This is a genomic window from Actinocrispum wychmicini (genome assembly GCF_004345645.1).
Taxonomy (GTDB): Bacteria; Actinomycetota; Actinomycetes; order Mycobacteriales; family Pseudonocardiaceae; genus Kibdelosporangium; species Kibdelosporangium wychmicini.
The window spans coordinates 278441-295254 of the sequence record NZ_SLWS01000007.1 but is presented as its reverse complement, the minus strand read 5'-3'; the positions used below and the strand labels follow the sequence as shown (position 1 = coordinate 295254).

The 16814-nt window shown below is 68.1% G+C and carries 6 protein-coding genes; 4 read left to right on the top strand and 2 right to left on the bottom strand.

What is annotated here, in order from left to right:
• Window positions 1-15 precede the first annotated feature (15 nt).
• The gene (locus EV192_RS31535; protein WP_165960710.1) at window positions 16-708 is read left to right on the top strand and encodes a TetR/AcrR family transcriptional regulator; all 693 of its coding nucleotides are present in this window, start codon (window positions 16-18) and stop codon (window positions 706-708) included.
• A 15-nt stretch (window positions 709-723) separates the two neighbouring features.
• Here EV192_RS31535 and EV192_RS31530 read toward each other — a convergent pair whose 3' ends face one another.
• On the bottom strand, window positions 724-1632 hold the full coding sequence (locus EV192_RS31530; RefSeq protein ID WP_132121906.1) for a LysR family transcriptional regulator: 909 nt from the start codon (window positions 1630-1632) through the stop codon (window positions 724-726).
• Between the two features lie 169 nt (window positions 1633-1801).
• Between EV192_RS31530 and EV192_RS31525 the strand changes: the two genes are divergently transcribed.
• Together EV192_RS31525 and EV192_RS31520 are read left to right on the top strand one after the other, a co-directional pair.
• Window positions 1802-8488, top strand: a complete 6687-nt coding sequence (locus tag EV192_RS31525) for a LamG domain-containing protein (protein ID WP_132121904.1) — start codon at window positions 1802-1804, stop codon at window positions 8486-8488.
• A gap of 25 nt (window positions 8489-8513) precedes the next feature.
• Window positions 8514-14867, top strand: coding sequence for a polymorphic toxin-type HINT domain-containing protein (locus tag EV192_RS31520; RefSeq protein WP_132121902.1), 6354 nt, complete (start codon window positions 8514-8516; stop codon window positions 14865-14867).
• 59 nt (window positions 14868-14926) lie between these two features.
• Here the strand turns inward: EV192_RS31520 and EV192_RS31515 are convergent, their stop codons facing one another.
• Window positions 14927-15439: a winged helix-turn-helix transcriptional regulator gene (locus tag EV192_RS31515; protein ID WP_132121900.1), complete on the bottom strand. Its 513-nt coding sequence runs from the start codon at window positions 15437-15439 to the stop codon at window positions 14927-14929.
• 137 nt (window positions 15440-15576) lie between these two features.
• Between EV192_RS31515 and EV192_RS31510 the strand changes: the two genes are divergently transcribed.
• Window positions 15577-16788, top strand: a complete 1212-nt coding sequence (locus tag EV192_RS31510; protein WP_132121898.1) for an MFS transporter — start codon at window positions 15577-15579, stop codon at window positions 16786-16788.
• Window positions 16789-16814 lie beyond the last annotated feature (26 nt).

Below are 16814 nucleotides of genomic sequence, written 5' to 3'. Positions count from 1 at the left end.
CGACGGGAGGTCGTGGTGTCGCGCAGCACGGAACTGTTGTGGGGGAGCCGGATCCGGGCCAAGCCCGGTCCCAGGCCCGCACTGAGCCTTGAGCAGATCACCACGGCCGCGGTCGCGATCGCCGACGCCGAGGGTCTGGCCAGGCTGTCGATGGGCGCGGTGGCCCAACGTCTTGGCTCCGGAACCGCGTCGCTGTACCGCTATGTCCCCGGCAAGGCCGAGCTGGTGGACGTGATGGTCGACACCGTGGTGGGCGACCCGCCGCCACTGGACGACATACCCGGCGGCTGGCGGCCCAAGCTCGACCGATGGGCCCGCGGAAGCCTGGCGGTGTTCACCCGCCACCCATGGGCACTACAGGTCGTGACGCAACGGCGAGTGGTTGGGCCACGCGAACTCGCCTGGTTCGAAACAGCGCTCCGTGTGCTCGCCAAGACCAAGCTGACCCAGCGTGACATGGTCGACGTCATCACCACGGTCAACGGCTACGTACGCGGTGCGGCACCACTCGTGACCGGCGGCGGAACCGCCGAGGGGCCCTTCGACGCCGATGCGCTGCGGCCGTTCGTCACCGACTATCCGGCCGTCGCCGCGGCCCTGGACGCGGGCGCGCTGGATCCGTCGGCCGAGCAGACGTTCACCGTCGGACTGAACCTCGTGCTGGACGGCGTCGACCGGCTACTCCGGCGGCGGATCTCGGTGGCATGACGTCCCGGGTCGGTCCTAGTACCCGCACGTGGAGTGGGGTGCGGGCCGGAGAACCTGGATGAGTCGTTCGGTGAGGATGGCGTGCAGCAGGCGAGTGGCCGGGGTCATGGTGCCGGCGCGGGTGACCAGGAGGATGCTGGCTTTCGCCTCGGCGTCCGCGATGGGTGTGACGGTCAGGCCGCTGGTGGCCGCGACCGATTCGGGGAGTACGCCGACGCCCATGCCGCGTGCGACCAGTCCGATGATCGTCTCTGGTGAGTGGGCGTCGATGTGCGTCTTCACGCTGACGCCGCACAGGGCGCATGCCCGGTCGAAAGCCGCGCGGATTCCTGAGCCGACCGGTAGGCACAGCACGGTTTGTTCGACGACGTCTCGTAGTCGTACGTGGGTGCCGGCGAGTGGGTGGTCGGGTCCGGTGATGATGGTGAGTTGTTCGTCCACGATTCGGGTGACCCGCATGCCCTCCGGGGTGTCGCCCAGGTCTCCGGACAACGCCAGGTCGAGTTCGCCGGCCGCCATGCTCTGGTGCAGTCGCTGTGTGGCACCTTCGGTGAAGGTGATCTCCACGCCTGGGTGTGCGTTGTGGAACGCGGCGATCGCGTCGAGGAAGCGTGGGTTGTTGCAGCCGACGTTGATGCCGAGCCGTACTCGGCCGCGCACCAGGTTGGCCAGTTCGTCGGCGCGCTCGGTGATGGTGTCGATCGAGCGGAGCGCTTCCCTGGCCAGCGGCAGCAGTTCGGTGCCCGCGGTGCTCAGCCGGACGTGCCGTGGCCCGCGTTCCAGCAGCGGCGTCCCGAGTTCCCGCTCCAGCTTCGCGATCTGTGCGCTCACCCCGGACTGGCTCACGTGCAGATGCTCCGCGGCGGCCGTGAACGAGCCCTGGTCGACCACCGCGACCAGATAGCGCAGCTGATGCAGTTCCATCACTGTGGATGCTAGCAGCCATCACAACCATCTGTTGGATTGATGGCAGCGCCTGATACATGATCACTGCATCAGTCCGGACATTGCCGACCAATGACGTCGATTCATCGTTGAAGTGTTGGCAGGCATGGGAACCCAGCGGCGTGCCTGCCTGAAAACTGGGGGCAGCATGCGAGTTCGCCGTGTGGTTCTTGCCGGGGTTGTGGCGGCGCTGGCGGGGGCGGTGGTGACCGCCGTCCCTAGTGGTACGCCGCCGGGGCAGCAGGTGTCGATCTCCGAGGCGCCGGACGCCGCGACGGCGGCGGTGGCCGCGTGGCGGCAGGGCACCCGGGTGGAAGTCGTTGACCAGCGGACGTCGACGGCGGCCACGTTCGCCGAACCAGGCGGGAAGTTCGTCACGGAGTTGAGCCCGGTCCCGGTCCGGGCCAAGGTGGCCGGCTCGTGGGCGCGCATCGACACCGGCCTGGTGCACCGCCCGGACGGCTCGGTCGGCCCGGTCGTGGCCGAAGGTGAACTGTCCCTGTCCGGTGGCGGGTCGGATCACCCTCTCGCGAGCCTTCGGTTGACCAACCGGACGTTGGCCTTTCAGTGGCCCGGCCCGCTGCCGGTGCCAGTCCTGTCAGGCAGCTCCGCGACGTACTCTGAGGTGCTGCCGGGCGTTGATCTGGTGATGCACGCCGAGCGCAACGGTTTCCGGCAGGACATCGTGGTGAAGAACGCCGAGGCCGCGCGGAATCCTCAACTAGCGACTGTCAAGCTGGGTGTGCGGGCGGACGGTTTACGGCTCACCGCGGATGCCCGGGGCGCCATCCAGGCAACTGACGAGTCGGGTGCTGTGGTGTTCGCCGCGCCGCCGTCGCGGATGTGGGACGCCACCGGGCGGGCGGCTCCGGTTGGTGTGTCTGTTGTGGACGGATCGCTGGTGCTCACCCCGGATCGGGCGTTCCTGGCCGACCCGGCGCTGACTTACCCGGTGACCGTCGACCCGACGTTGACGACGTTCTACAAGCAGTCGTGGGCCACAGTCCTGTCCGGCCCCGGCGTCGCGAACACCAGTTACTGGAACACCAGTGGTGACGGCCCGACGGTGGCGCAGGTAGGCCAGTGCTGGGCCCAGGGCGGCAGATGCAACGGAATCGGTGAGGCGTGGGCCTACTTCCAGTTCGACACGGCATTCCTGGCCGGGCGCACGATCAGCGCGGCGAGTCTTGACACGACCGTGGTGCACAGCCCCGCCGAATGTGGCGGGGCTTCGCGCCACCGGCTGCATCGGTCGAACGGGGACGTCTATGACGGATTGACGTGGAACAACAGGATCGGCGGTTCGCTGCTCGCCGTCTACGACGTGCCCACCACGTGCGGCGGAGGGCAGCCGGTGACGGTGCCTGTCCCCGCTGATCAGATCGCCTCAGGGGGCTCATCGACGTACATCCTGACGGCCGATGACGGCGCGGACCAATGGGCGTGGCGCAAGTACGATCCCGGGCTCACCGTGTTGCGGGTCAGCTGGAACCGGCCGCCGAACGTGCCGTACGACCTGACCACTGTCCCTTCGTTGCCTGGGCAGCCCTGTAAGTGGTGTGGTGACGTGTCGTATGTCGCGGACGACAACATTCGGCTGGTCGCCCGGGTGTCGGACCCGGACGGGGACATGGTGCTGCCGCAGTGGCGGGTCCGCTTCCGCGCCGACGGCTTGGACGATCTGAAGGCGTTCAACGGCGTCCAGCAGATATCGGGGGCGTCACATGACACCTTCGTCGATCTGACCGGGCGGGACAAACAGCGGGTGGACTGGTGGGTGCACGCGTCGGACGGCACGGTGTCCAGCGATCTGACCGGCGGCCGGTCGTTCGTGGTCGACCGGGTCGCGCCGGACAAACAGCCCACGGTGACGGGTGTGTTGTACCAGGAGGACGGCCGTTGGCACGGCGGGGTGGGTGTGCCCGGCACATTCACCTTCGGCGCCAACGGAGTCATCGACATCGACCACTACCTGTACGGGTGGAACGATCAACCGTCCACACAGGTCGACGCGCAGTCTCTGGGTGGGCAGGCGACCGTGGCGCTCGCGCCGGATCGTGACGGCCCCAGGGACCTGTTCGTGCAGAGTGTCGACCGGGCCGGGCACCGCAGTGCCACTCGGGTGTTCCACATCTACGTGCGTGCTGGGAACGGGCCGTTGGCGCAGTGGTCGTTCGAGGGCAACACCACGGACACCGCGTTTCTGGGCGACCGGCACGGCACGTTGAACGGCGGTGCGAGCTACACCCCGCAGGGAGCGCTCGGATCCGCGATCCAGCTCGACGGCGCCGACGACCACGTCAGTGCCCCCAACGCGATCCGAAACGACGCCGGATTCACGGTGTCGACGTGGGTGAGACTCGCGGACAAGCGTGGCGCGCGTGCCGCGGTCAGTCAGGACGGGGCGATGTTCCCCGGGTTCGTGTTGTGGCACCGCGGCGACGTGAACGGCAACGACTCCCGCTGGGTGTTCGGCGTGCCTAACTCCACCGCCACGGACAGCGGTGTGGTGATGGCGTCCTCGCCGGTCGGCATGCCGGGGCTGAACACGTGGACCCACCTGGCCGGTGTGCGTGACCCGGGGGCCCGGGAGATCCGGTTGTACGTCAACGGTGTGCTGGCCGGTAAGGCGCCGTACACGGCCACGCCGGAGTTCGCGTCCGGGCTGGTGCGGATCGGTCGGACGATGTGGGGCGGGAGTCCCGCCAACGATCACTGGTCGGGCGGCGTCGACGAAGTCCGGCTGTACGACCGGGTACTTCAGCCGACGGAGATCGCGGCCGCGGTCAGCTCGAGCGGTGTTCAGGCGGCGCACTGGAAGTTCGACGAGGCGTCCGGGATCACGGCGCGTAACGCGGTCGACGGTGGCTTGGACGGCGTGCTGGAGAACGGGGCGGCGTTCGTCCCGGGTGGCGCCTCGGGTGGCGCGGTGCACCTGGACGGCGACAAGGGCGCGGTATCGGCTGGTGGGCCGGTGGTGCGGACGGATCAGAGTTTCTCAGCCGCCGCGTGGGTGCGGGCCGACCGGTTGACCACTGGTGGGGCGTCGATGACCGCGATCAGCCAGGACGGCAACTACCACAGCGGTTTCTACCTGCAGTACAACAGCGCGGCGGGCAAGTGGATGTTCGTCCGGTTCACCACGGACGACGACAAACAGAAGTGGATGGGCGTGTCCGCGACCCAGCAGCCGAAGGCCGGTGAATGGGTGCATCTGGCGGCGACGTTCGACGCGGCGAACCGGCAGATGCGGATCTACGTCAACGGTGAGCTGGGCGGTAGCGGTGTGCTGCCGGTCGCGCCGTGGCGGGCGGATGGTCCGTTGGTGGTCGGCCGGGCCAAGTTCGCGGGGCAGCGGGCCGACTACTGGCCGGGGTCGATCGACGAGGTCCGGCTGTTCAACCGGGTGATCTCCGAGGAGGAGGTGCGTGGGCTGGTCAGCCGGGACGATGTGGTCGCCGGTGCGTGGAAGCTGGACGGCAACGCCAACGACGTCAACGGGAAACTCACCGGGACGCTGAACGGTGGCGCGGAGTGGACGGCGGGGCAGACCGGCACGGTGCCGGACCCGAACGATCTGGCGGTGAAGCTCAACGGTGCCGACGCGTACGTGAGCGCGCCGAAAGCGGTCGACACCGACCGGAGCTTCTCGGTGGCCGCGTGGGTGCGGCTGGACAGTGTCGGCGGCCAGTCGGCGGTGGTGTCCCAGGACGGGCAGCAGGTCAGCGGGTTCGCGTTGCGCGCGTTGGCCGATGGCCGATGGGACTTCGTGATGCCCGGCTCGGACGAGGCCAAGCCTGGTGATCAGGCGACCGGTCAGGCCGCCCAGCGTGGTGTGTGGACGCATCTGGTCGGTGTGTACCGCAAGGACACTCAGCGGATCGAGTTGTACGTCAACGGTGTGCTGGCTGCTTCGGCGGCGCATACCGGTGGGTTCAACGCGGGCGGCGGGTTGCAGATCGGCAGGGCGAAGTGGAACGGCGACGCCAAGGACTTCTTCCCCGGCGCTGTCGACGACGTGACAGTCTACAGTAGACCATTGTTCCTCGGGGAGATCCAACGGATGGCCGACCGGGACCTGAGCCTGGGCCACCAGTGGCCGATGGACGAGGGACGCGGCACGACGATCGCGGACGCGGTCGGCAGCCGGGGTGGGACGCTGGAGAACGGCGCCACCTTCACCGACGGCCGGGTCGGTAACGCCGTCCGGTTCGACGGTGTGGACGACGGCGTGTCGACCACCGGTGTGGATGTGCGTACCGACACCAGTTTCACGGTGTCGTCCTGGGTGTTCCTGGACGGTCACGACTGCGACCTGACCGCCGCTTCGCGGTGCGTGGCCAGCGCTGTCTCCCTGGACGGCGGCCGGACCCCGGTGACCAAGTTCCGGCTCGGCCACCTGATCGACGACAACGAGCATTCGCTGGGCAAGTGGGTGTTCGAGATGCCCGAACTCGCCGACGGGTCGATCACCAAGGCCGCGGTGGACACCCGGCCGGGACAGCTGAACGCATGGGTGCACCTGGTCGGTGTGTACGACGCGCCTGCCAGGACGATCTGGTTGCACGTCGACGGAACCGAGAAGGCCAGCGGCACGCTGTTGGCGCCGTGGCAGGCCACCGGGCCGTTGCGGGTCGGCCGCGACCAGGCCGGCGGGTTCTGGCGGGGCAAGGTCGACGACGTCCGGATGTACAGCGGGGCATTGACCGCCGACCGGATCTCTGCGCTCCGCAAGTCTTACCCGGCTCAGGACGGCCCGGCGAAGCTTCCGGTCGCCGACGCCGGGTGGTGGAAGATGGATGAGCCCACCGGGACCACGGCGGTGGACTCGAGTGGACGCGGCCTGAACGCGACCATGAGCGGCGGCGCCGGGCGGCTCGGTGGCCGGGCCGCTTTGGCGGCATGGTTCGACGGCAGCACCGGCTATGCCGAGACCGCGGGCCCGGTGGTGGACACCAGCGGCAGCTTCTCCGTCGCGGCGTGGGCCTATCTGACCGACGGGACCAAGAACGCGACCGTGACGGGTCAGGACGGCAACCGGGTCAGCGCGTTCTCCATCCAGTACGACGCCACGGCCAAGAGGTGGGCGGCGGTCGTCCCCCGTGACGACAAGGACAGCCCGGACCTCTCGTTCGTCCTGTCGAGCGAGACCGCGACCCCCTACGCCTGGACACATGTCGTGCTGGTCTACAACGCGCCACTGAGCCAGCTCCGGCTCTACGTCAACGGAGGTCTGTCCGCCGTCCAGGTCGGTGTGACGGTCCGCCCGTCGAACGGGCCGCTGTCGATCGGCCGGTGCAAGTCGAACGGCGCCAAGGGGTGCTACTTCCCGCGCGGGATCGATGACGTACGCGCCTACGGCCGGGCCCTGACCGACGGGGAAGTCCGGCGGGTCCATGACGACGCCCCAACGTTGACGCACGGCTACTGGCGGTTCGACGACGGCACCGGGCGGGACAACTCGTGGCGGCAGAACGCGGTCGTGCTGGACGGTGGCCGTTCCTTCGAACCGGGCCCGATCGGCCAGGCGCTCAAGCTGGACGGTGTCTCCGGCACAGCGACCGCGCCTGAGGCAGGAGTCCCCATGTGGGACAGCTTCACGGTGGCCGCGTGGGCCAGGCTGGACCGGGTCGACAAACCGGCCACGGTCCTCAGCCAGGACGGCAGCCGGCGCAGCGGATACCAGCTGCAGTACCGGCCGGAGCTGAACCGGTGGGTGTTCGGCGCCGCCTCGCGCGACGCCGACGACGCGCCCCTGGTCCTCGCGAACTCGCTCCAGCCGCCCGTGCTCGGCCAATGGACCCATTTGACTGGTGTCTACGACTATCCGGCGCGCCAGCTTCGGCTGTACGTCAACGGCGAGCTGGTCGGCACCCGTGACAGCGTGCTGATGTGGTTGGGGCATGGCAAGTTCGCCATTGGCCGCGCCAAGACCAACGGAGCGCCCGCGGAGTACTTTCCCGGCGCGGTCGACGAGGTCACGACCGACCTGGGAGTGGTTCCGGACCCGGAGATCCGGGCGCGGGCGACCCGTCCGGCGCCGTCCGGCGGCCAGGTGGCCCGGTTCGTCAACGAGGCAGGCGACCATTACACGACCACCACCACCGCGGGCATGTACGACCAGTTCGCGCCGGTCCCGCCGGGTTACCGGTTCGATGTCCCGCTGGGCATGATGCTGTCGGCACAGGGCCCGAACAGCCGCCGGCTGTACGCCTGTGTGCGCGACAGCACCGACGAGTTCACCTCGATCGAGCCGGGTTGCGAGGGGGCCGCGAAGGTGGCTGATCTCGGCTGGGTGTTCACGACCCAGCCGACGGACTGGCCGACGGTCCCGCTGAACCGGTGCCGGCAGGCGAACGGCGAGCTGTTCGATTCCAGTTCGCCCACCTGCGAGGGCCAGACCCTGGATCGGCTGCTTGGCTACATGGTCGGTTACGCCCCACTGACCCGGTACGTCCACCCGCTCGGCCGCGAGCACACCGTCACGACAGGCGCGGTCCCACCGGGCTATCGGTTCGAGGGCACCGTCGGCCTGCTGGGCATGGTCGCCGAGCCGGGCACGGTACCGCTGATGTCCTGTATGGACGGAGTGGACCAGTTCGTGTCGACGGACCCGGCCTGCGGTGGTAAGGCGGTGACCGGCACTGTCGGTCAGATCTGGACGTCGGCGCCTGCTGGCCGGGCCAGCGCCGTGCTGTACCAGTGCGCGGTCACCTCCGGGCCGGCAGCCGGCCAGGTCTTCGCGTCCCGGCAGGCCGACTGCGAGGGACAGACTGTGCGCGGGCAGCTCGGCTACGTGCTCGTCGCCTACCCCGGCCCGACCGCCGCGGCCTGAATCCCGATCGAGTAAGGGGAAACTCGTGCGTAGCAGAGTGAAACTCCGTGGTGTGTCGACATGGCTGGTCACGATGTTGGTGGCGACGCTGGTCCCGGCGCTGGCGCCGTTGCCGGCCAGCGCGGCCGACGGGCCGCCGTCCGTGCCGTTGCCGCCGACCGCCTCCGTGTCGCTTGCCCAGCAGGCGGCCCAGCCGCGTCCGAAGGACCAGGCCGCACTGAGCGAACGGACCGGGGACCAAGGGCACACGGGCGCGAAGGACGGTGGCGGTGTGGCCACGGCCACGCCCCTGTCGCCGTCCGCCGGCTGGGCGGTGTCCGCGCAGACCGGTGACTTCACCTGGTCGTATCCGCTGTCGGTGCCGCCGGCGCCGGGTGGCCTGCGGCCGAACCTGGCGCTGTCCTACCAGTCGTCCGCTGTGGACGGTCGCACCAGCGTCACCAACAACCAGTCGTCCTGGGTCGGCGACGGGTGGGACCTGGTGCCCGGATTCGTCGAACGCACCTATGACAGCTGTCTTGACGAGGGCGTGCAGACCGGGGACCTGTGCTGGAAGAGTGACAACGCCACCGCTGTCTACGGCGGCAGCGGCGGACAACTGATCTGCTGCGACGGCGACAACCGGTGGCGGGCCAAGAACGACGACGGTTCCCGGATCGAGCGGCTGCGCACCGGCCACGCCAACGGCGACGACGGCGACAATGACGGCGAGTACTGGGTGATCACCACTGTGGACGGTACCCAGTACTGGTTCGGCTCCGAAGTGGACTCGCGGTCCACTTGGACCGTGCCGGTGTTCGGCAACAACGCCAACGAACCGTGCCATGTGCCGGGAAACTTCGCCGACTCGCACTGCATGCAGGCGTGGCGGTGGAACCTGGACAAGGTCGTCGACCGCAACGGCAACATGATCCGCTACTACTACAACCCCGAGACCAACTCCTATGGAATGAACCTGAAGGACACCGCGGTGTCCTACACCCGGGGCGGCACCCTGGACCACATCGACTACGGCCTGCACGAGACCAAGGCGTCGACCCCGTCCGCCCGAGTGGTGTTCGGCACGGCGGAGCGGTGCGTGCCAGGCAGCAACTGCACGCACGACATGCCGGACAACTACCCGGACACCCCGCTGGAGGACAAGTGTGTCGCCGCGACGTGCCCGGACAAGCACTCGCCGACGTTCTTCTCGACCAAGCGCCTGACGACGATCACCACCCAGGTCCGGGACGGCGCGGACTTCCGGCCGGTCGACCGGTGGGACCTGACCCAGACGTTCCCCGACGCCGGCTCCGGCGAGAAACCGGCCCTGTGGCTCAAGGAGATCACGCACACCGGCCTGGTCGGTGGGTCGGCGTCGACGCCGGCGATCCGGTTCGAGGGCACGGCCATGCCCAACCGGGTCGAGATGCGCGACGGGGTGTCGCCGCTGTACCGCTACCGGGTCACCGGGGTGGTCTCGGAGACCGGCGGATGGCTGTCGGTGAACTACGGCTCGGAATGCCGCGCGGGCGGGCCGATGCCGGACCGCCCGGAGACCAACAAACTGCGCTGTTTCCCGGTGCGGTGGTCGCCACCGAAGCAGGCGGAACGCACGGACTACTTCCACAAGTACGTCGTCGACCAGACCGTCACCTCCGACTGGATGTCGTCCAGCGCCCAGTCGGTCACCGGCTACGAGTACCTGGACGGTGCCGCGTGGCACTGGAACACCTCGGAGTTCGGCAAAGAGGAAAACAAGACATGGAACGACTTCCGGGGCTTCGGCCGGGTCCGGATCCGGTCCGGTTCGGACGGTGACCCGTCCGGTCCGGTCACCATGTCCGAGAACCGGTACTACCAGGGGATGGACGGTGATCGGTTCCCGGCGCCCGACGACGGTGGCCGGCCGCCGTCAGGCGCCCGCTCGGTGACCGTGACCGACTCCCAGGGGAAGGCAAGGGCCGACTCGGACTGGTTGCATGGCTTGTCGTTCGAGTCCGCCACCTTCAACGGTGTCGGCGGCGCGGTCGTGACCAAGACGATCACCGAACCGTCCTGGCAAGGACCGACCGCCACTCGTGACGTATACAAAGCGTACATCGTCAGGCCGGGCACCACGCGGACGTACACCACACTGGAATCCGGTGGCCCGAGGGTCACCATGTCGGAGACCAGCTACAACAATCGTGGCCTGCCGGAGCAGGTGAACGACCTTGGCGACGAGTCGACCGCCGACGACGACCGTTGTGTCAACGTCACGTACGCCCCTGTCGTCGACAAGTGGCTGCTCGGCCTGACGGCCAGGACGGAAACCGTGTCCATCCGTTGTGGACAGACGCCGACCTTTCCGGGCAATGCCCTGTCCGACACGAAGAACACGTTCGACGGCAACGGAAACCTGGTCAAGGTCGAGGAGGCCAAGGAGCGTCCGGCCGGCGGCCCGGTCTACGTCACGACGAGCACCGCGACGTACGACGACCACGGCCGGGCCAAGACAGCCACCGACGCCCTGAACCGGACCACGAAGATGGCTTACGTTCCGGAAGCCGGCGGGCCGCTCACCCAGACCGTCCTCACCACACCGGGCACAGACGCGGTTCCGCAGGGCCTGGTCACGACCACCACGGTGGATCCGGCGTGGGGCAAGCCCACGCTGATCACCGACCCGAACCAACGTAGGACCCAGATCGAGTACGACCCGCTCGGCCGCACGGCCCGGGTGTGGCTGCCCAACCGGCCGAAGTCCGACAATCCGAAGCCCAGCGCGGAGTACTCGTACCTGATCCGCAACGACGCGCTGACCGCGGTCACCACCACCCTGATCGGCCCGAACGGCAACCAGATCAGCAGCAACGCCCTGTTCGACGGCTGGCTGAGACCCAGGCAGGCCCAGGGGCCCGCGATGGGCGGCGGGCGACTGATCACCGACACGGTCTACGACTCCCAGGGCCGGGCGTGGAAGTCGACCCAGCCGTACTTCAACAACGCGCCGATCGACACAACGCTGTGGAACGCCAGCGACGCGGACATCCCTGGCCACACCCGTACCAAGTACGACGGCGCCGGGCGGGCCATCGCGTCGACCTATTACGCGGGTGCCACCGAGAAGTGGTCCACCAAGACCAGCTACGGCGGTGACCGCGTCCACGTGACCCCGCCTGCCGGGGGAGTCGCGACCACCACGATCAACGACGCCCGAGGCCAGACCGTCGAACTACGTCGGTACACCACACCGGAACCGTCGGCTTCCTTCGACACGACACGCTACGACCACACCCCGGCAGGCGAGCTGGCGTCGGTCACCGACCCGGCCGGCACCACCTGGCGGTACACCTACGACCTGCGCGGCCGGCAGATCAAGGCCGAGGACCCGGACACCGGGACCTCGACGACGACCTACGACGATGCCGGCCAGGTGGTCACAGCCACGGACATGAGCGGCAAAACGCTCGCGTACGACTACGACGCGTTGGGCCGTAAGAAGCATCTGTACGCCGACCGGGTCAACGACGCCAACAAGCTGGCGGAGTGGACCTACGACACCGCGAACAAGGGCAAGGGCCAGCCGGCCACCGCCACCCGGTGGGTCGACGGCCAGGCGTACACCACCGCGGTGGCCGACTACAGTGCGCTGTATCAGCCGAACCAGACCTCGGTCACGATCCCGACCGCCCAGGGGAGGCTGGCCGGCACGTACACGACCTACAACTCGTACACACCCGACGGCGGCAGCGTGGCCGGTGTGGACTATCCGGCCGGCGGGAAACTGCCGAGAGAGACCGTGACCTACGGCTATCACGACCTTGGGCCGGTCAAGTCCAGTTCCGGCGGCTACGACGGGAACACCTTCCGTTACGTCAATGACACCGAGTACACCCGCTACGGCGAAGCGCAACGGCTCCACCTGGGCGTCGCGCCCCGCCGTGCCTGGCTGTCGTTCTACTACAACACCAACACCAGGCGGCTCAACCGGTCCATAGTGGATGCCGAGATCCCCAGTCCGATGGTGACCGACACGCACTACACTCAAGACCCGGCCGGCAACATCACCGCCGTCGCGGACACCCCACTGGACCAGTCATCCACTGTGGACGTTCAGTGCTTCCGGTACGACCACCTGCGACGGCTGACCGAGGCGTGGAGTCCCGGGGTCGACTCGTGGACCGAAAAGGACGGCTGCAAGGCCGATCCGGCAGTGGCCGGCCTGCGCGGCCCAGCCAAGTTCTGGAACTCGTACACCTTCGACGGCGCCGGCAACCGACGCACCGAAACCCGGCACACATCCGCCGGAGACACCACCAGTACCTACACCTACGATGTTCCCGGGCACGCGCACGCACTGGGCACGGTCAGCACTGGAAACACCCGTGATTCCTATGCGTACAACGCGGTCGGCCAGACCACACAACGTGCCCTTACCGGTGCGCCCACCCAGAAACTTGACTGGGACAGCGAACGTCACCTCGTCAAGGTCACCGACGGTGCCAAAGAAACCTCGTTCGTCTACGACGCCGACGGCAACCGGCTGATCCGCCGTGACCCGGACGGGATCACCCTTTACCTGGGTGCCCAGGAAGTGCGGTGGAACCCCAACGGTGGCGAACCCGCCGCCACCCGTTACTACACGCACGGCGGCCAAGTGGTCGCCATGCGGGTGGAAGACGGGCCGCTCACCTGGCTGGCAGGCGACCACCAGGCCACCGCCCAGATCGCGATCGACTCGCAGACCAACGCGGTCACCCGGCGCCGCCAGCTGCCCTTCGGCGCCCCCCGTGGTGACCAGGTCGCCTGGCCGAGCCAACGCGGCTTCGTCGGTGGCACCCAGGATCCCAGCACCGGACTGACCCACCTCGGCGCACGCGAGTACGACCCCGGCACCGGCCGCTTCATCAGCGTCGACCCGCTCGTCAACTTCGGCGATCCGCAGCAGCTGACCGGATACGGCTACGCCAACGAAAGCCCGGTCACCGCCAGCGACCCCACCGGCCTGATCTCGAACATGTGCGTGGACCGCTGCGGCGGGGACGTGCGTCCGTCCAGCCCCGCCAACGACGACGGGATCCAGGTGACGGAGATCACGCCGGCCATCGTCATCTACGAAGACACCTCGACCGGCAAGAGGTACGTCAACAGCGTCGCGATTGGCGACAACGCGCCGCCGACGTACGAGCTGAAACACATGCTGATCCAGCAGCAGAAGGGCAAGACCCGGCTGGAATGGGAAGGGCTGTACGACGAGGGCGACACCCTTCGCGCCATCGAAGAGGGGTGCGGCAGCTTCGGCGGGAAAGCCTGCAGTGGCCAGTTCCTCCAACACCTGGTCAGCGGTCAGTGGGCCGACCCCATCTGGGGCCAGGACGGCGGTGTGGGCGCCAGGCTGTCGACCACCGGCCGCGTGGGTGTCAACGGCGCCTACGGCAAGGGCCCCACCAAGGGCAAACTGCTGGGCATCATCCGTGCCGGGCATGGCGGCCGCAGTGCCGAACCGATGACCGCGTGCAGCTTCACCGGCGACACACAGGTCCTCATGGCCGACGGCAGCACCAAAACCATTGCCGAGATCAAGGAAGGCGACCAGGTTCTCGCCGCCGACCCGGACACCGGTGAGCGGGCAGCCCGGACCGTCACAGCGACCATCGTGCACGACGACACCGTGGTGGACCTGGTCACCGATGATGGCGCCACGGTCACCACGACCAGGAACCATCCTTTCTGGAATGACACCGACCATCGCTGGGAGCCCGCCGACCAGCTCGACCCCGGTGACGACCTGCTTACCTCCGCCGGGAAACACATTCGCGTCGCAGGTCTCCGGCCGGGCAGTGACCACCGCGCGCTCGCCTACAACCTCACGGTCGCGGACATGCACACGTACCACGTGCGGGTCGGCAACGCCACCGTCCTGGTGCACAACATGTGCGCGGCGAAGAAACCGCGCTCAACGACCTTCACCGAAGGAAAAGTTCCCGACCACGTCGAGAACGTCGTGCGCTACCGGGAGGAGAACGGCGGCGCGCCGCCAGGACTCGGCGGCACCAAGCCGTACGACAACGACGGCCGGGGCGGCACCATGTTCCTGCCGTTTCACGACAGTGCCGGAAACCCGATCAAGTACAAGGAAGGATTTGTGTTGCCGAGGTCGGCGGCAGCCAACGGAGGCACGGCGGAACGTATCGTGTGGGGGAACGACGGCTCCTATTACTACACCAGCGATCACTACATAAACTTCATGATTGTCCGCCCCGGCGGAGTGGTGGGAAATCCGCGCCGGCCTCGTCGTGGCGTGTGTGTGGGCAGACGGGACCTCCGTCGCCGTCGGCGGGTGCTCGGGATGCGGGAGATCCTGGGTCGCGTGGCTCGTCCAGGAAGGCGACGGGATCGTTCAGTCCTCGGCTGACGATCGTGGTGAACCGCTGAGCCAGATCTCCGCGCCCGCCAGGCGCGGAGATCTTTTCCTCATGTGCCGGCTGCGCGGTCTTGTACGGCGGCGCAGGCGGCCTGCATTCGTGCCGCGACGGTGGGACCGCTCGGTGCCGGTTGCCGGCGGGCTTGTGGCCCGAGGTGGGTTTCACGGAGTTCGTCCATGAAGGCCTCCCACAGCGGCGGGCCGCCGACGGCGAGCACCTCGGTACGGGCGGCGTGCACGTCGGACACTGGGAGATGCCGGGTTCCCCAGACATTGAGGTGGACGAAAACGGGCACCAGCTGGATTGCCCGCTCGGTCAGGTGGTAGGTGACCTTCTGCCGGTGCGAGGGATCGTCGGCCTTGGTGAGCAACCCGTGTTCGACGAGCGCGGCGAGCCGGTCGGCGAGGACGTTCGAGGAAATCCGCTCGGGGCTGGCCAGCAGTTCACGGAAGTGCCGGGCGCCGGTGAAGATCACGTCCCGGAGGACCAGCAGGGTCCACCGGTCGCCGAAGATCTCCAGCGACAGGCTGACCGGGCAGCTCGACCGCATGTCCTTCCGCACCGCACTCACCTCCGAACCGGTTGCCTTTCCGCACCACTGCACCCTATTGTACAACTGGTTGCGAAAGGAGAGCAGTTTCGGGAGGGGCCTCCACGCGACAACGAGAAACACGCGGACGCCTACGAAGGACGGTGTACATGAGTACTCAGCAAGCGACATCCAGTCGGAACAGTCCGACCCTCGTCTTGGTCACGCTGTTCTTCGGCGTGTTCGTGATGGGCTGTGCGGAACTGCTCGTGGTCGGCGTGCTGGATCTGATCGCGGCCGACCTCCGCGTCTCCGTCTCCGCTGCCGGCGCGTTGGTGACCAGTTTCGCGCTGGGCATCGCGATCGGTGGCCCGGCCGTGACCATGCTGACGATGAAGATGAACAGGCGGACCGTCCTGATCGGCGCGATCATCGTGTTCGTCCTGGCCAACCTGGTTCTGGTAGTGGCCTCCGACTTCGGGGTGTTCGTGGCGGCGCGTTTTGTCGCCGGCGCGGTCGAGGGTCTGTTCATCGGTATCGCGTTCGTGACAGGCATGTCGATCGTCCCGCCGGAGCGTGCCGGCCGGGCGATCTCCATGATCATCTCCGGTGTCACGGTGTCGGCCGCGGTGGGTGTGCCACTGGGCACGCTGGCCAGCCAAGGGCTCGGCTGGCGCGGCTCGTTCACCACGATCATCGTGCTTTGCGTGGTCGCGCTGATCGCGACAGTGGCGCTGGTTCCCTCCGTGCCCGGCACCGGTCGCGGCGCCGCCGGCCAGGCCAAGTACGCCTTCGCCCCCCGGGTGCTCGCCATGTTGAGCCTGAACGTCGTGGTGTTCGCGTCGCTGTACACGGCACTGACCTACATCGTGCCGTTCCTGCGGAACGTCACGGGCGTCACCGGGGCAGTCGTCAGCGTGTTCCTGTTCGCCTACGGCCTGGCCACCGCGGTGGGCTCCTTCGGCGGCGGCCGGTTCGCCGACCGAAACGCCGCGGGCACCTTGATCGTCGCGACCACTGGCACAGCGATAGCCCTGCTGGCGCTCTACTTCGTTGGCTCGATCCCGATCCTCGTGGCGCTTGTGCTGCTGGCATGGGGAATGCTCGCCATGAGCATGGCCCCGTCGCTCCAACTCCGCGTGCTGACACTGGCCGGCCCCGGCGGCGGGTTGGCGTCCTCGCTGCCCGCCTCCGCGGTCAACGTGGGCATCGCGGCGGGCTCGGCCGCCGGCGGGGTGGCGATCAGCGACTTCGGCCCGTCGTCCCCGATGCTCACCGGGGCGATCATCGCCGCGATCGGCATCGTGCTCGCCTGGGCCACCAGCTACCTCAAACCGCCGGTGATCGAGCAGGCGACCGAGCCAGCCGGCCGGCCATCCTGACCGAGCTATGCGAGACCGGAAGAGTT